The sequence below is a fragment of the Nocardia sp. CDC159 genome, from assembly GCF_023740735.1.
GTDB lineage: Bacteria > Actinomycetota > Actinomycetes > Mycobacteriales > Mycobacteriaceae > Nocardia > Nocardia pulmonis.
The window spans coordinates 161006-181421 of sequence record NZ_JAMRXH010000001.1 but is presented as its reverse complement, the minus strand read 5'-3'; the positions used below and the strand labels follow the sequence as shown (position 1 = coordinate 181421).

Genomic DNA, 20416 nt, shown 5'->3' with positions numbered 1-20416 from the left:
GCGCGACAGACCCAACGGCTGGGTTGGGACGCGACTGCCCCTCCCTTCGTCTGGGCTTGTTCGAAAAGTGCCTCGGCTGGATCTGGACGTTGTGACATGGAGGGATTACATAGTTAGATGCGCATATCTATATTAAGGTATTTTTTAATGTGCCTGACCTGGCCGACAGGAGCGATCGGCATGGTGTCTACCCGGCCAAAATCGCCCGTGCGGCGTCGAGGGTCCCCGCTCGGTACGCTCCCCCGAACAGCGCCACGTGCACCAGTAGCGGATAGAGCTGATGTAGCGGAACGCGTTGCCGCCAGCCAGCTTCCAGCGGAGCGCTCTCCTGGTAGGCGGCCAGGATGCGGTCGAGGTGGGGCGCGCCGAACAGGGCGAGCATGGCCAGATCTGTTTCGCGGTGGCCGCCGTGGGCGGCCGGGTCGATGAGCCGGGCGCCGTCGGGTGTCCAGCGGATATTGCCGGACCAGAGGTCGCCGTGAATGCGGCTGGGAGGTTCCGATGGGCCTGCGAAGTTGTCGATGGTGAAGATGACGCGTTCGATCGTGTGCACTCCCTCCTCCCCCAGGGTTGGGGCCGCCGCCCGCAGCATGGGTGCCAGGCGGTGCTCGGCGTACCAGCTGCCCCACTCCCCTGTGCTCTGCGAATTGTCCTGTGGCAGTGCGGCGATGAAGCCGGGCCAGGGTGCGCCGTAGGCGTCGGGGGTGCGGGAGTGCAGGGCGGCCAGTTCGCGGCCGAATCGTTCGGCGGCGGGCGGGGCGGGGGCGGTTTCGGGGAGCCAGGGCAGGACGAGGGTGTCGGGGTCGGCGGCGAGTACCTCCGGGATGAGGCCGTCGGTGTCGCCCTCCCCCAGCCAGCGCAGGCTCGCCGCCTCCGCGGCCAGGGCGCGGCCCGCGTCGGGCTGGCGGTGCGGGTCCAGGGCCTTGACGAAGATGTCGCGGCCGTCGGCCAACCGGGCGCGGCGCAGGGTCCAGGCGTGGCTGTGACCGAGGTCGGTGACAGCCACGACAGGAACGCCGAGCAGGGTGTGCAGCCGGGTTGCCGGATCGCTCATTGCTCCGATTGTGCCCGGGTGCGCAGGAATTCGGCGGTGGCGGGGTCTGCGGGGAAGAACGATTCGATGGCCAGTTCGGCGACGGTGACGTTCATCGGGGTGCCGAAGACGGTCATGGCGCTGATGAAGGCCAGTTCGGTCTCGCCCAGGCGCAGGCGCAGGGGGACGACGGCCTGTTCGGGTTCGGGCAGGCCGGGAGGTTCCTCGCCGCCGGGGTAGCCGAGCAGTTCGCGGTGCAGGGCGGTGAGTTCGGCCGAGCCGGAGATCTCGATCTGGCGTTGCAGGCGTTCGAAGAGGTGGCCGCGCCATTCGGCGAGGTTGGCGATGCGGGAGGCCATGCCTCGCGGGTGCAGGCTCAGCCGCAGCGCGTTGACCGGCGGTGCGAGCAACTCGTCGGGGATGCCCTCGAGGAACAGGGCGACGCCCGCGTTGGCGTCGACCATGTTCCAGTTCATGTCGACAGCCAGCGCCGGGTTGGGTTCGTGGCCGACGAGGATCTGTTTCAGGGCGGTGCGCACGGGAGCCATTTGCGGGGTGTCGAGGGCGGGTTCGGCGTAGACGGGTGCGTATCCGGCGGCGAGGAGCACTCGATTGCGTTCGCGCAGCGGGATTTCCAGGTGTTCGGCGAGATGCAGGATCATCTGGCGGCTGGGTGTGGCGCGTCCGGTCTCGATGAAGCTGAGGTGGCGGGCGGAGGTTTCGGCGCGCCCGGCCAGTTCGAGCTGGCTGAGGCGGCGGTTGACCCGCCAGTGGCGAAGTAGGTCGCCCGCGTTCTGGGTTGGCACGTGGTCGATCGTAGAGAGCGGGGTGTGGGGCGACGATTACGCGCGAGGTAATGGTTCGGCGGGACCGAGCAGGTCCCAGCGGTTGCCCGCGATGTCGAGGAAGACCGCGACCCGGCCGTAGGGTTCGTCGCGGGGAGTGGTCAGGAATTCGATGCCCCGGTCGGTCAGGCGGCGATGCGCGGCATCGAAGTCGTCGACGCGCAGGAAGAAGCCGACGCGGCCCGCGGTCTGGTTTCCGACTGCGGCGCTTTGGCGTTCGCCGTCGGCGCGGGCGAGCAGGATGCCGGTGTGGGCGCCGGGTGGGCGGACGACGACCCAGCGTTTGGGGCGGCCGTCGTTGGTGTGGGCGGGTGCGTCCTGTACGAGGTCGAAGCCGAGTCGGTCGACGAAGAAGGCGATGGCGGGGTCGTAGTCGTCGACGATGAGCGTGACGAGTTCCAGATGTACCGGTTCGACGGTACCGGGAGGCAGGGCTGTCAGCCGTGGCGGTGGGCGGCGAAGGCGGCCAGGGTGGTTGGCGGGTGGCCGCCGTAGCGTTCGATGGTGGGTGTGATTTGGTAGAGGTTGGTGCCTTCGCCGAGCAGGCGGAAGATCTCCCAGAGTTTGGTGAGGTGTTCGGCGGCGTGCGGTGAGCGGTAGAAGTCGAGGGCCCAGCGGTGCCAGCGTTCGGGTGGGGTGTCGGTGTAGGTGCGGCCGAGGGTGCGGGCGGCGGCGCCGATGGGCTGGATGTCGCCGGTGAGCAGCAGCACGGGGTCGGCGGGGCGGGTGGGGTCGGTGAGCAGTCCGGCGGCGACGCGGGCGACGTCGGTGGCGGCGACCAGGGGTAGGACGGTGGTCTCGGGGCCCAGGGGCAGGGTCAGGCGGGTGCCGTCGCCGGTGTCGGCGAGTAGGGCGAGGTTTTCGTGGAAGACGGCGGCGCGCAGGTGGATTGCGCCGATGTCGGCCCAGTCGAGGATTTGTTCGGCGACCCAGTGCTGGCGCATGCGCGGGGTGAGAGCCTGTGGTCCGGCGGCGAGTTGGGAGACGGCGACGACGCGGCCGAGGCCCGCGTCGTGGGCGGCGACGGCGAATGCGCCTGCGGCGTCGAGGAGTCCGTCGATGACGGGGTAGGTGAAGTAGGCGGCGCGCACGCCGTCGAGGGCGGTGCGGTTGGTGGTGTATTCGCGTAGGTCACCGACGATGACCTCGGCGCCGAGTCGGCGCAGCGGGGCGGCGCGCTCGTCGTCGGTGTGAACCAGGGCGCGGACGGGGATGCCGCGGCCGAGGAGTTGGGCGGTGAGGTGGCGGCCCGTCGAGCCCTGTATTCCTCCGGCGGCTCCTGTGACGAGTACCGGTTGCATTGATTCACGGTACCGGGTTGGTGTTGGCTGCCAGGGTGTTTCGATGCCGGGCGGGCATAGGGGTGCGTGTTCGGGCTATTGCTGTGGCAGGACAGCGAGGAAGGGATCTGGCATGGTGTCGGATATGAAGACGATCCTGATCACGGGGGCGACATCAGGCATCGGGCTGGCGGCGGCGCGGCAAATCGCGGCGGGGGGCGAGCGGCTGGTGCTGGTGGGACGCAATCCGGAGAAGCTGGCGGCCGCGGCGGAACAGGTGCGCGCGGCCGGTGCGGCGGCGGTGGACACCTTGGAATGCGATGTGTCGTCGCAGGATTCGGTGCGCGGTTTGGCCGAGGCGGTGCTGGATCGGTACGAGCGCATCGATGTGCTGGCCAATAATGCCGGGAGCTTTTTCCTGAGCCGGTCGGAGACCGTGGACGGGGTGGAGTCGACGTTCGCGACCAATCATCTGGGTGGGTTCCTGCTGACGGAGTTGCTGCTGGATCGGGTGGTGGCCAGTGCGCCGGCGCGGATCGTGTTCACCTCTTCGGTGATGCATTACGGGGCGTCGCTGGATTTCGATGATCTGAATTTGCGGCGGGGGTATTCGGGTCAGAAGGCCTACAGCCGGTCGAAGTTGGCGAATGTGTTGTATGCGCGGGCGTTGTCGCGGCGGTTGGCGGGGACGGGGGTGACGGTGAATGCGTTTCATCCGGGGGCGGTGGCGACGGGGATCTGGAATGCCGCGCCGTGGTTCGCCAAGCCCGCGATGGAGGTGGTGAAGAAGATCTTCATGGTGTCGTCGGAGGACGGCGGGCGGCGGTTGACGTATGTGGCGACGGATCCGGATCTGGGTGCGGTGACGGGATGCTATTTCCAGAAGGATCGGGTGAAGGCGCCGTCGCGGGTGGCGCAGGACGATGCGGTGGGTGATCGTCTGGTGGCGGTGAGTGCGGAGTTGGTGGGGTTGCCCGCGCCGTCGCGGTAGTGGGGATCTGTGGTGTCGTTCAGCCGTGGTAGCGGCGGTAGACCGCGGCCGCGCCGGTGTGCAGCGGGATGCCGTCGGTGCCGATGAGTGAGCGCATATCGAGGAATTGGGTGCCCGCGGCGACGTCGGGGACGAGCCGGTCGGCGCGGGTGAGCAGTCCGTCGAGCAGGCTTGTGAGGCGGTCGGTTTCGGTGACCGCGCCGCGGAAGGTGGCGGCGGCGTGGTCGGGGATGGCGGGGCCGAGGGGGTCCAGGCGAATGGTCAACGCGGTCAGCGGGTTGCGCATGGCGTGGGCGGTGTCGGCGACGATTTGGCGTTGGGCGCGCTGGGAGTCGCGCACGGCGGCGGCGACGGCGGCGCGGCGGGTCACGTTCTCGAGGCGGGCCACCAGTTCGGCGATGCGGGGCGGTTTGATGACATAATCGTCGGCGTTGCCGCGTAATCCGCGCACGATGGAGCGTTCGTCGCTGCGGGCGGTGAGGATGACGACCGGTACGGTGCTGACCTCGCGCAGTTGCCGCAGCACCTGCAGGCCGTCGCCGTCGGGCAGGCCCAGATCGAGGATGACCGCGTCGTAACCGCGGTGGGCGATGAGCAGATCCGCGCCGCGGCGCATGCGTTTGGCCTGGTGCCCGCGCACCGTCAGGGCTGCCACCAGGGCGTCGCCCACACCGTCGTCGTCTTCGACCACTGCCAACCGCACCGCGTCAAATCTCCAGTTCGTCCGGAATGCTCCGAGCAGCGATGGTATCGCCCCGGCGGCGCGGGTGATCCAAAACGCTGGTGGCGGGCGGGTTCAGGAGGTGGGCGAGACCGCGGGCAGTTCGTCGGTGGTGGGTACCTCGGTGCCGCGCAGCGAGGCTCCGGCGGTTTCGCGCAGAAATGTCCACGCGCACAACCCGACCAGGCAGGCGGCCACGGTGTAGAACGCGGGGAACAGTGTCCAGCCGGTGCGGCCGATGACCCATTCGTTGACCAGCGGGGCGGTGCCGCCGAACGCGGCGGTGGAGACGTTGTAGGCCAGCGCCATGCCCGCGTAGCGCACCTGGGTGGGGAAGATCGCGGGGAAGGTCGCCGAAATGGTCGACAGCTGCGGCACATACAGCAGGCCCAGGACGACGAATCCGGTGATGGCCCAACCGGTGCCCTGTCCCATCAGCCAGTACATGGGCACCGCCAGCACGCCCAGCCCGAGCAGCGACACCAGCCACATCGGTCGTCGCCCGACCCGGTCGGACAGGGCCCCGGCCAGCGGCAGCACCAGCATCATCACCAGTTGCCCGACCAGCATCATGGCGGTGGTCTGTTTCTCGCCCAGGCCGATGGTCTTGTTCAGGTAGGTGGGCTGATAGGCCAGCAGCGTGTAGTTGACGACGTTGAGGGCCACGACCAGTCCGCCGAGGGTGAGCAGTTCGCGTCGGTAGTCGCGCAGCAGGGTGCGCAGCACCGCGGTGGGTCGTTGTGGGGGGCCGTCGTCGGCGATCTCGGTGAATACCGGTGATTCCGCGAGCCGGGCGCGCAGGTACCAGCCGATCAGGCCCAGCGGCACCGCGAGCAGGAACGGGATGCGCCAGCCGTAGCTGTGCATGGCGTCCTCGCTGAGGACGAGCTGGCAGGCCAGCACGACCGCCGAGCCGCCGACGAATCCGCCCAGGGTGCCGAATTCCAGGAAGCTGCCGAGGAATCCGCGGCGGCGGGCGCTGGCGCATTCGGCGATGTAGGTGGCCGCGCCGCCGTATTCGCCGCCGGTGGAGAAGCCCTGCACCACGCGCAGCGCGATCAGCAGGATCGGGGCGGCCACGCCGACGGAGGCGTGGGTGGGCAGCAGGCCGATGGCGCCGGTGGCGGCGGCCATGAGCAGAATCGTGGTGGCCAGCACCGCTTTTCGGCCGATGCGGTCGCCCAGCGGGCCCCACACCATGCCGCCGAGCGGGCGTAGCAGGAACGAGATCGCGAAGCCGAGCAGGGTGCCCAGGGTGCCGAGGCTGCCGGGGAAGAAGGCGTCGGTGAGATATCCGGCGGTGGCGGCGTAGACGCCGTAGTCGAACCATTCGGTGGCGTTGCCCATCGCGGCGGCGGCGACGGAGCGGCCCTGCGGAATCGGTTCTGGCTCGTGTTCGTCCACGCGGCTTTCCCTTCGGTTGTCCGAACCGGCCATCGTGCGGACCGGCACGGAATGGGCATGTACCCGGGCGACGTACCGGGCAAACAAGACGCGAACCGGGACGGGGGTGGGTGCGGGCGTCCCGACGTGCGGTGATAGCGTCGATTGTGATCGTCGTCACGGTGGGATTGTCCGGGTGCGGACGGGACACGGCGGCTGTGGGCGCGCCGGTGGCGATTGGGGCGGTTAGGGTGGCCGAGCGATGATGGCGTTGGTGCGGGCTGCCCCCGAGGGGGTGCGGTGACCACGACCGCCGGGCGAGCCCGCGCGCGGGTGGCGGCGTGGCTGCTGCGCGGCGCCGAGGACGACCGGTTCTCCCGTCATCCCGGGCCGATGATCAAATCCGAGCACGCCGCCTCGCAGCGGTCCTGGTGGCAGGTGATGTGCCTGACCGGCGTCGACTACTTCTCCACCCTCGGCTATCAGCCGGGTATCGCCGCGCTCGCCGCCGGGGCGCTCTCCCCGCTGGCCACGCTGGTGCTGGTCGCGCTGACGCTGTTCGGGGCGCTGCCGGTGTATCGGCGGGTGGCCGCGGAATCCCCGCACGGCGGCGGCTCGCTGGCGATGTTCGCCGCGATCCTGCCGCGCTGGACGGGCAAGCTGTTCGTGCTCGTGCTGCTCGGCTTCGCCGCCACCGACTTCGTGATCACCATGACGCTGTCGGCGGCCGACGGCGCCGCGCACATCGTGGAGAATCCGTACCTCCCCGACCCGCTGCGCGCGCATGCGCTGGCCATCACGCTGGCGCTGCTGGCGGGATTGGCGGCGATCTTCCTCAAGGGGTTCGCCGAGGCCATCGGGGTCGCGGTGGCGCTGGTCGGCAGTTACCTCGCGCTGAATCTGATCGTGGCCGTCGTCGGGCTCTATCACGTCGCCACCGCGCGCGGGCTGGTCGTGGACTGGACCCACGCCATGACCACCCAGCACGGCAGCGTCGCCGCGATGATCGGGATCTCGCTGCTGGTGTTTCCCAAGCTGGCGCTGGGACTGTCCGGATTCGAGACCGGGGTGGCGGTGATGCCGCAGATCACCAGCGCGCCCGGGGAATCCGAGGACGATCCGCGCACCCGGATCCGCGGCGCGCGGCGGCTGCTGACCACCGCGGCGTTGATCATGAGCGGTTTCCTGATCGTGTCCAGTGTCATCACCGTGGTGTTGATCCCGGAACAGGAGTTCCGCTCGGGTGGGTCGGCCAACGGGCGGGCGCTGGCGTATCTGGCCCACCGCTACCTCGGCAACGGGTTCGGCACCGTCTACGACATCGCGACCATCGCGATCCTGTGGTTCGCCGGCGCCTCGGCGATGGCTGGGCTGCTCAATCTGGTGCCGCGGTATCTGCCCCGCTACGGGATGGCGCCGGAATGGGCGCGCGCCACCCGGCCGCTGGTGCTGGTGTTCGCGGCCGTCGCGTTCGCGATCACCTGGTATTTCGATGCCGATGTCGACGCCCAGGGCGGCGCGTATGCGACCGGGGTGCTGGTGCTGATCACCTCCGCGGCCGTCGCGGTCACCCTGTCGGCGGCCGCCCGCGGCGAGCGCGGCACAACCGTCGGATTCGGTGTCGTCACCGCCGTTTTCGTCTACACCACCATCGCCAATATCGTGGAACGGCCCGAAGGTGTGCAGCTGGCGTCGCTGTTCATCGTGTCGATCATCGTGGTGTCCTTCGCCTCCCGGGCCCGGCGCGCATTCGAACTGCGCGCGATCGAGGTCCGCTTCGACGACAAGGCCGCCTGGTTGATCGACAGGATCGCCGCCAGCGGCACCATCCGGGTGGTCACCCACGACCGCGAGGCCGGGGAGATCCGCCATCCCGACGACTATCGGGAGAAGGAGGCCGAACAGCGTCTGGAAAGCCACATTCCCCGCGGCGATCCGGTGCTGTTTCTCGAGGTCATCGTCAAGGACGCCTCCGAATTCTCCACCGACCTGCACGTCACCGGGCTGGAACTGGGCTGCTACCAGGTGCTGTCGGTGGAGGCCGCCGCGGTCCCCAACTCGATCGCCGCGATCCTGCTGGCCATCCGCGATCGCACCGGGCTCAATCCGCATGTGTATTTCGAATGGACCGAAGGCAATCCGATCGTGAATCTGGTGAAGTTCCTGTTCGTGGGTGAGGGGGAGGTCGCGCCGGTGACCCGGGAGATCCTGCGGCGCGCGGTGCCCGATCCGCATCAGCGCCCGCATGTGCATGTCGACTCGTGAGCCGGCAGCGTCGTTGTGGGACAGCGTATTACGGACGGTGAGTACGGCGAGATCGCCCGATTCGCTGAATCGTTTCGCCGCGAGCGAATCGGCGACGGTCCGTAGGCGCGCTCCGGGCAGAGGAACGGCCGGGTCACGATCGGACAGCGGGGGTGCGGGTCAGCTGGCGTGGCGGACGGGGTGAATGCTGGCCAGGGCGCGCAGGACATCGGCGCGCGAGATCAGTTCGTCGTGGTCGTCGAGGTCGGTGACGGCCGCTTCGCTCCATTCGCGGATCAGCGTGGACACACCGACGCCGCGCTGCTCGGCCAGTTCCTTGATGCGCGTGTGCAAGGCCAGCGGCAACCGGATCGAGGTGGTCACCATGATGTCCTCGCCGGGCTGCAACCGCGGCGGCAGCTGTCCGGCCGGTACCGGCTCGTCGCGGAAACTCAGCCGGTCCATCAGCGCGCGCACGTCGTCGGCGCTGGTCGGGAAATCCTGCTCGCCCATCACCGGTTCTCCTGTTCCCACTTTTCGAACTCCGTCAGCTCCTGCGCGCGCATCTCGCGGGCGCCCACGATCAGCCACGTCCACTGATCGACCTGGCGCGTCACCACGATCAGCGCCCGCCCACCGGCGCTGCGGGCCCAGATCGACAACACCGTGACATTGCCGTCGTCGGCCGGTCGCGGCCAGCGCCTGGCCATGCCGAGGACCTCGCGGACCTCGTGGGGTTCGACGCCGATCAGGTGCGCCAGCGCCCAATCCGGCCATTCGAAACCCACAACCCGATAATACGCGCGTAGTAACCGCAGGTCACCGTCAGTGGGTCGGCCAGCCCGAGTCGGCGAGGATCTTGGCGGCGTCCACGGCCTGGCGCACGCCCGATTCGTAGGCCGGGGCCAGCGCGGCGGGATTGAACACGTCCGGGCCGAACGCGGCGATCGACATCGTGTCCGGGACGATCGAGACCGCGGTCGCGCCCGCGAGATCCCCGTCGGAGGGCAGATGACCGAACATGTGCGCCAGCGGTTCCACGATGACCACCAGATCCGCGCCCGCGGCCAGATGGGCGTTGATCGGGGAGCCGATGCCGCCATCGATGTAATGGCCGCCCGCGATCGGCACCGGCGCGAACATCCCCGGCACCGCGGTGCTCGCGGCCACCGCCTGCGCCAGCGACGCCTCGTCGGCGCGGGTCCACCCGCGCAGCCGGCCACTGGCCACCTCGACCGCGGTGATCACCAGATCCCGCCGCGGCCACTGCGTCATCCCCAGCATCGCTTCCATCCGGGCCACCTGCTCCCCCGCGTCCCCGGCCCGGGCCGCCATCGCCAGCTCCCCCACCTTGCGTCGCGCCGCCGCCAGATCCAGCCCCGGCTCCCGCAGCGGCGCGAATACCGCCATATCCATGGCCACCGCGGGCTCGGACGCGGTGGCCGCGCCCAGGGTCAGCACCGCGACCGGGTCACCGCCATCGGCGAGCACCGCCGCCACGATCGCCCCCGCCGAGGTGCCCACCAACCGATCCGCCGCCCCCAGATCCACCCCCTGCCGCCGCAACTCCCCCGCCAGCCCGGCCAGCCAGGCCACCCCCACCGGCCCACCACCACCCAGCACGAGTGCGATCCGGGAAACCTTGGGCGACAGCGGCTCCGACATGATCACCACCCTACCCATGCCGAGCAGACGCCCCGGTCTCACTCACGATGCCGGGCAGCCGCAGCGATGACCCGCAGAGTGCCGGTGTGGTCGACTTCGAACCAAAACTCGATCTCGGGGGCACGACGATGACCGGGAAAGTCGATGGCCCGCTCGTCGTCTTCGGTCTTGAACTTCACCATCACGTAGTTGTCGCGCACGGGGAGGTTTCTCGCGCTGCGCAGCGCCTCGGACAGCCGAGCGGTGAGCTCGTCGGCCGGGATGCCGACTTCGCCGGCGAATGCGGCCAATTGGTCACCGTCGACGGCCGCAGTCAGCTGAGCGGGGGTGACCGGGTGGTTCGGGTCGGCCGCGTCCCCGAGCGACGTGCGGCGAAGTCTGGTCAGGTCGATGTCGAGGTGAACGCGGTCCTCGCTGTGATCGTCGGGGTCCATCAATACCTCCCGTGGTCGATGCGCGCACGTCTGTCCGGACTACCACCGGCAGGTGTCGCCAAACAGACCGACCGCTGGGGCGCGGACCGCTGCGACACGTCCGCGCGGTCGCGAAGGATGGCCGACGCCAGCCGGGCGGGCCGAATCGGTACGCGGTCACGCGGCCGAATCGTGTTGTCACCAGCCGGGTTTCGGCGACGGGCGGCAGCAATCGCATTCCGGCGCGGTAGGCGGCCGCGAAACGTGCTCTGCCGGTGACTGTTCGGAAGCAGCCGATCCCTTTCGGTTGCGGCGCAACGGGTGCGCATTCCGGCAACTCCCCACCGCTGATCACCGCCGCAGTGTACGCCGACGAACCGCCGCGTCCGAGCGTCGCGCTGGTTCTCACGACGCGCACCGACCCGATCGAAGGCCTCACAGCCAACTAGTGGGTGAACGCTGCGACCCGTTCCCGGTTCACCGCGAATCGGGTTGGGGTGAACCGAGCCGCGCATCGGACGTTCCCGCCAACCGGACCGCGGCTCGGTTGAGCATCGCACGAACGACGAACGGATGAATGCGCCGGATCAGGGCGAAGTAGGCCCGACCGCGGCGGTTGTGCAGGTGGACGAGCCCGGTCAGGACGATCCGTCCCGGCTCGCGCCGCACCGAGGTGCGGAAGTCCAGGTGGCCCGCGTCGGCGCCGAGGAGCACTTCGTCGTCGTTGTCGGCGAGCACGGCGAAGGCGTCGGGGGTGCCTCGATCGATTCCCGCGAGTGCGACCAGGCGCTCACGCACCGCCATGAGCGCGCCGACCCACGGTGGTAGATCGTCGAAGATCGCGCGCGCCCAGACTTTCGGGTCGTCGGGTGTCTCCCGGCGGCGCTCGATCGCGAAGGCGTCGCAGTGGTCGACGCGGCCGAGCGCGCCAGCGGTCAGATCGGTCGGCGAGACCGCCACCGCGCGGGCGCGCGGGCGCTCGAACCGGCGCAGCACCCGCGCGTAGGCCGACGGGACGGCCCGGCTCGGGGGCGGCGCACCGACCGCGGCCTGCAGGCGGTCCAGCAACTCCTCGAGGACCGCGTCGTGCGCCGCTCGGATCGCGGCATGCCAGCCGAGCCAGGCCACCACGGTGGCCTCGGCCTCGACCTCGTGCCGCACCCGTGCGCGCCGCGGGGCGAGTGAGGTCACGGTGAACGTGTGGATCCCGGTGATACCCATGCCGCTCGGGAACGTGATCTCCAGCAGCCGACCGGGCTCGTAGGCGCTGATCGTGCCGTGCGTGCCGCTCGCGCCCACCGCGACGGGCCCGTCGAACCGCATCGGTGCCCACCGCGGCGGGTAGAGCACGTCACCGGGCTGGCCGAGCGTGGCCAACAGCGGCGCGATGTCCGCGGGGTCGGCGTGGACGACCCGCTCGTGGATGTTGTGGATTCGCATGCCCTCTCCTTCCATACGCCACCGTATGGTTTGCCATACGGTACCGTACGGAGATGCCGCAGCGACAGCGTCTCTCCGCCGCCGATTGGACCTCCGCCGCGCTCGAGGCATTGGCCGACGGCGGGCTCGCCGCCGTCGCCGTCGAGCCGATCGCCGCCCGCCTGGGCACGACGAAAGGCAGTTTCTACTGGCACTTCCCGGGTCGCGACGCGCTCGTCACCGCCGCGCTGGAACTGTGGGAGCGCGTCGACACCGAGGAAGTCATCGCGGAGATCGACGCGCAACCGCCGGGGCTGCCCCGGCTGCGGGCACTGATCGTCGGGGCGGTCGAGGGCCGCACCGGCGACGCGGCGCGCGCGGAACTGGCGCTGCTGGCCACCGCGCGCCATCCGCTCGTTGCCCCGGTGCTGGCACGGGTCACCAGGCGACGCCTCGACTATCTGGCCGAGCAGTTCGCCGAGCTCGGCTTTCCGCCGGAGGAGGCGGCGCGGCGCGCACAACTCGCCTACACCAGCTACCTCGGAATCGCCCAGCTCGCCCACGCCACACCGGACGAGGCCGATCTCTCCCCCGCCTACCTCGACACCATGCTCCGAACGCTCACCGCATCCCCGTGACCGCGGCGCCGCACCGGCAGCCGCGAGCATTCACGAGATCGCTTGGCGACCAAGGCAACCCTGGTTGCAGAGCAGCGACGGCGGGCAGCCCGTCCAGGCGTCGACGGCGATATTGCGCAGACCTTCGCGTCGATCCCCACCACCCGGATGGCCGGCGAACCCGAGGGTGCTGAAGCGCCTGCACGCCGGTGCAGAGGAGATCGATCGCCTCAGCGTCCCTTCCACACCGGTGCCCGCTTCTGCGCGAACGCCAGCACCCCCTCCGCGGCGTCCTCCGACGACAGTGCCGCCGCGGCCGCCTCGCCCTGGCGGATGAACGATTCGGCGCTCGACCAGTCGGGGCAGGAGTCGATGATGGTTTTGCTCGCCGCGATGCTCAGCGGGGCGTTGACCGCGATGCGCTGGGCCAGCTCCAGGGCCGCGTCCAGGGCCCGGCCCGGATCGACCACCTGGTTGACCAGACCGAGTTCGGCGGCGCGGGTGGCGGTGACGGGGTCGCCGGTCAGGGCCAGTTCCATGGCGATCGCGCGTGGCAGTCGCTGCGCCAGCCGCAGCACACCGCCGCCGACGGCGACCAGGCCGCGTTTGACCTCCGGGATGCCGAAGCTCGAATCTCGCGCCGCGACCACCAGATCCGCCGACAACGCCAGCTCGCATCCGCCCGCCAGCGCGGGGCCCTCCACCGCGGCGATCAGCGGTTTGACCGGCGGGCGCGCGGCGATGCCGAGCGGGCCGCGCCCCTCGGTCATCGGTACCTCCCCGCGCGCGGCCGCCTTGAGGTCCATGCCCGCGCTGAAATACCCGCCCGCGCCGGTGATGATCGCCACCTGCGCCGCCGCGTCGGCCTCGAACGCGTCCAGTGCCCGCTCGATGCCCAGGGCCGCGGCCAGGTTGATGGCGTTGCGCACCTGCGGCCGGTTCACGGTGATGATCGTGACCGGGCCGCGGCGCTCCACCAGCACCGGCGGCTCCGGCGGGGCCGGTAACGGCACCGGCGTCGCACCGTCGATCCGGACGCCCTCCCCCGAGACCGTGACCGGCAGGCCCAGCAGATCCCGCTCGAGGCAGGCGGTGATGGTCTCGGAGTCGGTGGCGCGCACCAGGTTTCGCTCGCCGGAGGGGGTGATCAGGCTCAGCACCGCCGCCTCGGGGACCTCCTCGCGGGTGTAGGCGACGGTGTAGGCCTCCACCACCGCCGGACCCTCGGCGCCGCTGCGCGCCGGGCGGGCCGGGGGATGGTCGATCACCGGGGTCAGATGCCGATACGGCTGCCGTGGTGGGTGGGTGGAATAGACGCCGAGGGCGTGCTTGGTGACATACCAGCCCAGCGACGTGGACAGCCCGTAGCTGCCCGGGTCCGCACGCAGCCGCCGCACCAGCGTGGCCACCGCATGCCCGCCGTAGTTGTTGCCCGGGCCGCCGCCGAAGGTGAGTCCGCCGGTCACCGACAGCGGGCGCGCGGGATCGTCGGTGGGTAAACCCAATTCGCGGGCCGCGATCTGCACCGCCACCGGGAAGCACGCGTACAGGTCCACATGCGCCAGCTCCGCGGCGGTGATGCCCGCATGCGCCAGCGCGGCGGCGCCGAGGGTGCGGATCGCCGGGGAGGCGGCCAGCTCGGCGCGTTCGCTGGTGAACCACTCGTCGTGGCCGGAGGCGCCCGCGTGCAGGAATACCCAGCGGTCCTGGGCGATTCCGGCGGCCTCGGCGGCCGCGGCGCTGCACACCACGATGCCGCTGGCCATGTCCACGCTCAGGTTGGCGCATTCGAGTTTGGTGTAGGGGGTGGACACCATGCGGTTGTCCGCCGACACCGCCGCGATCTGCGCGGCGCTCAGTTGTTCGGGCTGCCAGGCATATTCGTTGCCCGCCGCGACCGCCGACAGCCGCGACCACAGCTCGGCGATCGCGGTCGCGTGCTCGGCCACACCGCGCCCGAGCCGATGCCGATTGGCCGATTCCAGCAGCGCGTACATGTTGATCGGGGCGATCAGCCCGGCGGCGGTCTCGGCGGCATTGTTGGCCGGGCGATCGATGCCGACGGTGCGGGTCGGCGCGACCGCGCCGTCCTGCACCGGCCACCCCGGCTCACGGCCCGCGCGCTGCGCCGCGGCCTGGGTGGCGCCCGCTTCCGCGCCGGTGACCAGCACGATCTCGTAGTCACCGGCGGCGATCGCGGCGGCGGCCTCGTTGATCACCAGCTGCCCGCCGTCGCCGCCGAAGGGACTGGACTGCACCGTGTCCACCCGCTCGGCGCCGACCCGCTCGGCCACCGCCGCCCCCAGATCCCGGTACTGCCAGGACGTGCATGCCACCGCGAACACCGCCTGCGCCCGCCGCAGCAGCGGCGCTCCCGGCCCGGCGTCCTCGGCCGCGCGGCGCAACGCCCGCGCCGCCAGCTCGGCCGGGTCCGCGTCCGGATCCGGGGTGCGGCCGACGAATTGACCCACACCGACCAGCACCGGGGTCCGCGGATCCAGCTCCCGCCCCGACGCCCGGTGATACACCGGCTCGCGCGCCACCCGCGGGCGCAGCGGGCCCGCCGCGGCGATCGCCCCCGGCAGCCGGGCCAGCGACTGGGTCATCGCGTCACCGAGGCTGCGCGTCACCGATCCGCCCAGCGGACCCTCGATCGGCGGACCCGCCACCCCCGCGTCGAAGGACACCAGCGTGCCGGATCCGGTGTCCGACACCGTGATCCAATACCCCAGCCGCACCTGCTGCGGGGCCTGGCCGTGCAGCTCGAAGCCGTGCTCGCCGACCGCGGCCACCCGCCAGCGGATATCCACCGGCAATCCCATCACCTGGGCCTGCTGGGTGAATTCGAGGCCGGGTCGCACCGCGCCCGGCGGCGCACCACGCCAACCGGAATGCAGGGTGAACCACTCGCCGAGCCGGTCCAGATCGCACAGATACGCCCACACCGCCTCGACCGGGGCCGCCATCGCCTGCTCGGCGTGCGCGGATTTGGCGAACTCGGCCAAGCCGGGCGGCAGCTCACGCGCGGGCGCGGGCGAGGGCGCTGCCCCGGCGCCCAGCAGGCCCGCCACCAGGTCGCGGGCAATGCGCGGATCCTTGCGCACCGCGTCCACCAGCGCCGCTCCCGCGCGAACCTGCTTGCGCGCGGCGCGAATTCGATCGAAGCCCGGCACAGCCGACACGATCCCACCTCCTCCTCGAGTGTGAGACCATTACAGGGGCAATAGTCTCACCACGTCAAGGGTCGCGCGGAAGGAGCAGCCATGACCAGACCCGGCACTCCACTGCCCAAACTGCTGCGCCGCGCCGCCGGACGCGCGCTGGGCGGGGTCCGCCCCGACCCCAGCGACACCGACGCCGCCATCCTCGACGCCGCGGTCGCGGTGCTGGCCCGCCGCGGCACCCGCGCGGCCACCATGACCGAGGTCGCCGCGGCGGCCGGGGTCGGGCGCGCCACGCTGTTCCGCCGCTTCGCCGGTAAGGACGAACTGTTCGAGGCCGCCCTCACCCGCGAGATCACCGCCCTGCTCGATGCCCTCGCCGCCCGCCTGGCCACCATCGACGACCCCGCCGAACAGGTCGCCGCGGGATTCGCCCTGTGCCTGACCCTGCATCGCCATCCCCTGCTGGCCGCCGAAACCCCGCACCGGGGCGACCTGCTCGCCGCCCTGACCCACGGTGACCCCGCCCCCATCGCCCTCGCGCACGCCCGCGTCCGCGCGCACATCGCGCACGCGCAATCGACCCACCGGCTGCCCCCGGGCGACCCCGACGCCCAGGCCGACGCCCTCATCCATGTCACCCTCGGCTATCTGCTGACCCCCAGCCTCGCGGTCGATCTCGGCGAACCCGCCGACGTCGACCATCTCGCCCGCGTGGCCATCGCGCCGATTCTCACCGGCCCGCCGTCGCGCTGAACTGGTGCGCCGCAGGGGATGTCGGATGGCTGCCCACTCGCCGTTCGCCACGGGCGCCTACCCGACGGTGGGCCGGGTCGCGCACACCGAACTCTGGGCGCGCGGGTCACACATCGGCCGTTCGCTCACTCGGTGACGCCGAACCCACTGGGTCGGACAGCAGTTCACGCGCCAGCGCTTCGGTCCACCAGTCTTCCACGCGCTGCGGTGACCAGCCCCGTTCGACGGTGAGGGTGACGTAGACGTCGATGTTGCACAGGGCGGCGTAGATGTCCACGGCGGTGGCCACATCCAGACCGGGGCGCAGGGTGTGGGCGGGCCAGGTGGACAGGACCTGGACGCGGGTGCGGTCGCCCAACACTCGGCCGCGCTCGTAGACCGCGGCCAGCTCGGGTTCGCCGCGTCCCGCCTCGCGGATCAGGGTCAGCAGGTCGCCGGAGCGTTCGAACAGGCGGCGGTCGTAGGCGGCCATCGCGGCCAGGTGACGACGCGGGTCGGCGGTCGCTTCCAGTTCGGCGAGCTGCCGGGCCGGGTCGGCGGCCAGGTCCGCGGCATCGGCCAGCGCCTGCACCAGGCCCTTCTTGTTCTCGTACGCCGCGTACACCGTCGGCACCGATACCCCGGCCGCGCGCGCCACATCGCGCACCGTGGTCGCCGCCCAACCCTTGGCGACGAAGAGCTCGCGGGCGGCCACGGCGATGTCGGCGTGCGTCTGCTGGGCCTGGGCCAGTCTGCGCATCGAGTCGTAGCGGCGGCGGGGAGTCGTCGAATCAGTCATTGCCCCCAGAGACTATCAGACCTATATTCATTAGAGGTTGCGTAAATCCAATTTGGGGAGGAAGCCATGACCTTCACCGCGCTGGCGGGGTGGGCCGGAATCGGATTCGTGGTGCTGGCGATCGCCATCAATGCCGCCTACCTGCGCGGCAGGTTGCCGATGCCGGTGGGTGCGGGCAGTTTCGACGAGGTCGTGGCCGCGTTCGCCGCGGCCGCCGACGCACTGCGGAAGCCATCGGTGGCCGCCCCGGCCGGATGGTTGTGCACCACGGTGTTCGCGGCGGGCATGCTGTCGGTGCTGTGGCACGGCGAGACCGACGCCGCGGCGTGGGCGCTGGTCGGCTTCGCGGGCGTGCTCATGCAGAACGCCACCTTCACCGTCGTCGAGGCTTTGCGCTTCGGCCTGGCCGCGGCCGCCCGCCGCGACCGCGACTCGGTCGCGGGCCTATGGGGTACGACCACGGTGCTGTTCGGCCTCAACCAGACCTTCCTGGCCCTGGCCCTTCTGGGCTTCACCGCTGCGGGCGCCCACACCGGCTTCCTGCCGACCTGGCACGCCATCCTCGGATACCTCAGCGCCGCACTACTTTTCGCCTCGGCATCACTGAGCCCCTACAACGCCGACGGCCGAAGCACACTCGCCCCGATCGGCCTGGTCGGCTGGCTCGGCTGGGCGAGCTGGATCATCGCCAGCGGCGTCGCCCTGATCGGGTACTGACCCCCCGCGGTGGACGCGGGTCCCGATATCGACAGACCCACCCGCTCCACCGCGCACATCCGACTGCGAGATCTGCAGTTGCCGAGCGATCGCCATCGGCCGCAATGTCGAAGAAGCCGAAGTCCATGTTTGACAACACATCTGCGCGATAACCCGAACAGAAGCGAAGAGTCGACCCTTGGAGGTGCCGATGAACCACACGAGTCACCGCAGCGACGGCGTCCACCTCGAGATCGATCTGACCAAACTTCCCCAAGCATCATCCTGGGCCGCCGACGACCCGAGCGCACCGGTCACCCCCGCTCAGCTGGCCGAAGCCATCGACAGTGAACGACTAGCAGAATTCGCGGCCGAGGTCGGCATCCCGGCCGACACGATCACCGCTCACCTGTCCGAAACACTGCCCGAAGTCCTCGAGCACGCCACTTCGGACCCATCGGCACCCCGTACCCGGCGCATCGGACCACCCACAAAACCCCTCGATATCGAGTTCACCTTCTACACCGATAGTCCGCGCGGGGATGCCCGCACCGGCGTGACGGTGGGCGTCGACGCGGCGCGATAGGCGCAGAGACTCTTCCGCTCTTCTCGAACGGCGCCGCAGCACATCACGTCACAGGTCGGGATTCCCGGAGCCGCATGGGGTTGTTGTGCGCCGTAGGCGGTGTGACTGTCCGGTACCTGTCCAGCAGCGGACGGTTGGCCAAGCGTCCGCTATGTCGACGCATTCATGCCGATTATCGCGCGTTCGACCGGCCCGCCGGCATGCGGGTCCAGAAGTCGGCCGAACACATCGCGGTATTGTCTTTGGCCATCAACGGGTTTCGATGTTCATGCCTGCGAAGACAAGTGTGGAATTGAGGGCCAGGCTCTTGTGGGGGATGCCGGGTTCGATGGCGCTGACCTCGTTCAGGCGGGTGAGGTGGGCCGGGTCTAATTCGACATCGAGAGCGCCGAGGTTGTCTTCGAGCTGGGCCGGGGTGCGGGCGCCGATCAGCGGCGCCGTTATATCGGGGTTGTGCAGGATCCAGGCGAGAGCGACCTGCGAGGGCGTCTTGTTCAGTTGGGCGGCCACCTCTTTCACCACATCGGCGATCGCCAGGCCGCGCTCGCTGAGCGAGCCGAAAGCGGCGGCCAGGCTCTTGCGCGAGCCCGACGTCGCGGAGGCCACCACTTCGGCGTCCAGGTCGGTGCGGCTGTATTTGCCGGTGAGCACGCCACCGCCCAGTGGTGACCAGGGCACCACGCCCAGTCCCATCGCGCGGGCCATCGGGATCAGGTCGCGCTCGCCGGTCCGCTCGATCAGGTTGTACTCGATCTGCAAGGCCACCAGCGGCGACCACCCACGCAGGTCGCCGAGGGTCTGCATGCGTGAGATCTGCCAGGCCGGGGTGTTGCAGATCGCGACGTAGAGCACCTTGCCCTGGCGGACCAGATCGTCCATGCCGCGTAGGATTTCCTCGACCGGGGTGGTGAAGTCCCACACGTGGAGATAGAGCAGGTCGATGTAGTCGGTGTTCAGGTTCCGCAGGCTCGTCTCGACCGAGGCGATCAGGTTTTTCCGGTGATCGCCCACCGAATTCGGATCGCCCGGCCGCCGCGCCATCCCGTATTTCGTTGCCAATACCATGCTTTCGCGGTTGTCACGGGTGAACTCGCCCAGCAGCTGCTCCGCCCCTTCGTAGGTGGTGGCAGAGTCGATGAAGTTGCCGCCGCGCTCGACGTAGGTGTCGAACAGCTTGCGGGCGTCGTCGTTGTCGGCGCCCCACCCCGGGCCAGCGCCGAAGGTGCCGGTGCCCAGACCCAGCGGCGAAACCCGCAGCCCGGAACGGCCCAGCAGGCGATAGGTGTCCAGTGTCAGAGACATGATTTCCTCCTCAACTCGGGTCGGCAAAGGCTTCCGCGGCGTGCTGGGTATCGAAGTACTCGTGGACGCTGTGGATCTTGCCGTCGCGGATCTGGAACAGGTGGTGCAGGGGGGTGTTGTAGATCTTGCCGTTGGCGAGCTTGCCGTAGCTTTCGCCCTCCACGGCGACACGGTCGTCTTCGGCTGTGAAAGTGGTTGGGGTGAAAGCGATTCCATCAGGCGCGGCGTCGCGCAACCCGTGCAGTGCCGCCACCAGCTCGGCCTTCGGGTGGGTGCCCGCACCCGGCATGCGGGTCGGATCACCGGGCACCACCTGGACCGCATCGTCGGCCAACAAGTCAGCCGCCTCATCGACGCGGCCGCCGGAGACGAGCTCGAAATAGCGTCGAACCACCTGCTTGTTCTCTTCGGCTGTCATGGAAACGACCTCCATGGTTCTGAACTGTCTCCGGCATGTCCGGAGAAGCGTTTCTGGAAATCAAACTCCCAACCGGCGAAAACCACAGCCTGGTGTTGGGTGTCGTTG

The 20416-nt window shown here is 70.0% G+C and carries 21 protein-coding genes; 6 read left to right on the top strand and 15 right to left on the bottom strand.

All coding sequences use genetic code 11. From position 1 onward, the window contains the following. Nucleotides 1-187: 187 nt before the first annotated feature. From NDR87_RS00855 to NDR87_RS00840, 4 genes are all read right to left on the bottom strand, one after another. Nucleotides 188-1054 carry a fructosamine kinase family protein gene (locus NDR87_RS00855; protein WP_251909292.1) on the bottom strand — a complete coding sequence of 289 codons (867 nt, stop codon included), beginning with the start codon at nt 1052-1054 and terminating at the stop codon, nt 188-190. Continuing rightward, nucleotides 1051-1839 carry a helix-turn-helix transcriptional regulator gene (locus tag NDR87_RS00850; protein ID WP_251909293.1) on the bottom strand — a complete coding sequence of 263 codons (789 nt, stop codon included), beginning with the start codon at nt 1837-1839 and terminating at the stop codon, nt 1051-1053. The genes NDR87_RS00855 and NDR87_RS00850 overlap by 4 nt, the downstream gene beginning before the upstream one ends. A gap of 36 nt (nt 1840-1875) precedes the next feature. Beyond that, nucleotides 1876-2238: a VOC family protein gene (locus NDR87_RS00845; protein WP_251909513.1), complete on the bottom strand. Its 363-nt coding sequence runs from the start codon at nt 2236-2238 to the stop codon at nt 1876-1878. A 77-nt stretch (nt 2239-2315) separates the two neighbouring features. Continuing rightward, entirely contained in the window at nt 2316-3179 is an 864-nt protein-coding gene (locus tag NDR87_RS00840) for an NAD(P)H-binding protein (RefSeq protein WP_251909294.1), read from the bottom strand. A 124-nt stretch (nt 3180-3303) separates the two neighbouring features. On the opposite strand from NDR87_RS00840, the gene NDR87_RS00835 reads away from it, so the two are divergent. Continuing rightward, nucleotides 3304-4149 (top strand): SDR family oxidoreductase, encoded by an 846-nt coding sequence (locus tag NDR87_RS00835; RefSeq protein ID WP_251909295.1) that lies wholly within the window; start codon nt 3304-3306, stop codon nt 4147-4149. Between the two features lie 19 nt (nt 4150-4168). On the opposite strand, the gene NDR87_RS00830 is transcribed toward NDR87_RS00835, so the two are convergent. Both NDR87_RS00830 and NDR87_RS00825 read right to left on the bottom strand, forming a co-directional pair. Beyond that, nucleotides 4169-4852, bottom strand: a complete 684-nt coding sequence (locus NDR87_RS00830; protein WP_251909296.1) for a response regulator — start codon at nt 4850-4852, stop codon at nt 4169-4171. 93 nt (nt 4853-4945) lie between these two features. Further along, nucleotides 4946-6217, bottom strand: a complete 1272-nt coding sequence (locus tag NDR87_RS00825; RefSeq protein ID WP_251909514.1) for an MFS transporter — start codon at nt 6215-6217, stop codon at nt 4946-4948. A gap of 477 nt (nt 6218-6694) precedes the next feature. Here NDR87_RS00825 and NDR87_RS00820 point away from each other — a divergent pair, with 477 nt between their 5' ends. Beyond that, the gene (locus NDR87_RS00820; protein WP_372494074.1) at nt 6695-8518 is read left to right on the top strand and encodes an amino acid transporter; all 1824 of its coding nucleotides are present in this window, start codon (nt 6695-6697) and stop codon (nt 8516-8518) included. A 159-nt stretch (nt 8519-8677) separates the two neighbouring features. Here NDR87_RS00820 and NDR87_RS00815 read toward each other — a convergent pair whose 3' ends face one another. The 5 genes from NDR87_RS00815 to NDR87_RS00795 form a co-directional block, all read right to left on the bottom strand. Continuing rightward, nucleotides 8678-9010, bottom strand: a complete 333-nt coding sequence (locus NDR87_RS00815; RefSeq protein WP_251909297.1) for a hypothetical protein — start codon at nt 9008-9010, stop codon at nt 8678-8680. Then, entirely contained in the window at nt 9010-9285 is a 276-nt protein-coding gene (locus NDR87_RS00810) for a hypothetical protein (protein ID WP_251909298.1), read from the bottom strand. The genes NDR87_RS00815 and NDR87_RS00810 overlap by 1 nt, the downstream gene beginning before the upstream one ends. Before the next feature lie 37 nt (nt 9286-9322). Next, nucleotides 9323-10162 (bottom strand): patatin-like phospholipase family protein, encoded by an 840-nt coding sequence (locus NDR87_RS00805; protein ID WP_251909299.1) that lies wholly within the window; start codon nt 10160-10162, stop codon nt 9323-9325. Between the two features lie 38 nt (nt 10163-10200). Beyond that, the gene (locus NDR87_RS00800) at nt 10201-10596 is read right to left on the bottom strand and encodes a hypothetical protein (RefSeq protein WP_251909300.1); all 396 of its coding nucleotides are present in this window, start codon (nt 10594-10596) and stop codon (nt 10201-10203) included. A gap of 456 nt (nt 10597-11052) precedes the next feature. Then, entirely contained in the window at nt 11053-12015 is a 963-nt protein-coding gene (locus NDR87_RS00795; RefSeq protein ID WP_251909301.1) for a DUF2867 domain-containing protein, read from the bottom strand. A 53-nt stretch (nt 12016-12068) separates the two neighbouring features. Here NDR87_RS00795 and NDR87_RS00790 point away from each other — a divergent pair, with 53 nt between their 5' ends. Then, nucleotides 12069-12632, top strand: coding sequence for a TetR/AcrR family transcriptional regulator (locus NDR87_RS00790; protein WP_251909302.1), 564 nt, complete (start codon nt 12069-12071; stop codon nt 12630-12632). Nucleotides 12633-12841: 209 nt separating this feature from the next. On the opposite strand, the gene NDR87_RS00785 is transcribed toward NDR87_RS00790, so the two are convergent. After that, nucleotides 12842-15793: a crotonase/enoyl-CoA hydratase family protein gene (locus NDR87_RS00785; RefSeq protein WP_251909303.1), complete on the bottom strand. Its 2952-nt coding sequence runs from the start codon at nt 15791-15793 to the stop codon at nt 12842-12844. Nucleotides 15794-15874: 81 nt separating this feature from the next. On the opposite strand from NDR87_RS00785, the gene NDR87_RS00780 reads away from it, so the two are divergent. Beyond that, the gene (locus tag NDR87_RS00780; protein WP_251909304.1) at nt 15875-16528 is read left to right on the top strand and encodes a TetR/AcrR family transcriptional regulator; all 654 of its coding nucleotides are present in this window, start codon (nt 15875-15877) and stop codon (nt 16526-16528) included. Between the two features lie 106 nt (nt 16529-16634). Here NDR87_RS00780 and NDR87_RS00775 read toward each other — a convergent pair whose 3' ends face one another. Then, nucleotides 16635-17306: a TetR/AcrR family transcriptional regulator gene (locus tag NDR87_RS00775; RefSeq protein ID WP_251909305.1), complete on the bottom strand. Its 672-nt coding sequence runs from the start codon at nt 17304-17306 to the stop codon at nt 16635-16637. Between the two features lie 66 nt (nt 17307-17372). On the opposite strand from NDR87_RS00775, the gene NDR87_RS00770 reads away from it, so the two are divergent. Then, nucleotides 17373-18023, top strand: coding sequence for a hypothetical protein (locus NDR87_RS00770; protein WP_251909306.1), 651 nt, complete (start codon nt 17373-17375; stop codon nt 18021-18023). 190 nt (nt 18024-18213) lie between these two features. Beyond that, the gene (locus tag NDR87_RS00765; RefSeq protein ID WP_251909307.1) at nt 18214-18588 is read left to right on the top strand and encodes a YidB family protein; all 375 of its coding nucleotides are present in this window, start codon (nt 18214-18216) and stop codon (nt 18586-18588) included. 249 nt (nt 18589-18837) lie between these two features. Here NDR87_RS00765 and NDR87_RS00760 read toward each other — a convergent pair whose 3' ends face one another. Then, nucleotides 18838-19917 carry an aldo/keto reductase gene (locus tag NDR87_RS00760; protein ID WP_308212023.1) on the bottom strand — a complete coding sequence of 360 codons (1080 nt, stop codon included), beginning with the start codon at nt 19915-19917 and terminating at the stop codon, nt 18838-18840. After that, the gene (locus NDR87_RS00755; RefSeq protein WP_251909308.1) at nt 19901-20323 is read right to left on the bottom strand and encodes a nuclear transport factor 2 family protein; all 423 of its coding nucleotides are present in this window, start codon (nt 20321-20323) and stop codon (nt 19901-19903) included. The genes NDR87_RS00760 and NDR87_RS00755 overlap by 17 nt, the downstream gene beginning before the upstream one ends. Nucleotides 20324-20416 lie beyond the last annotated feature (93 nt).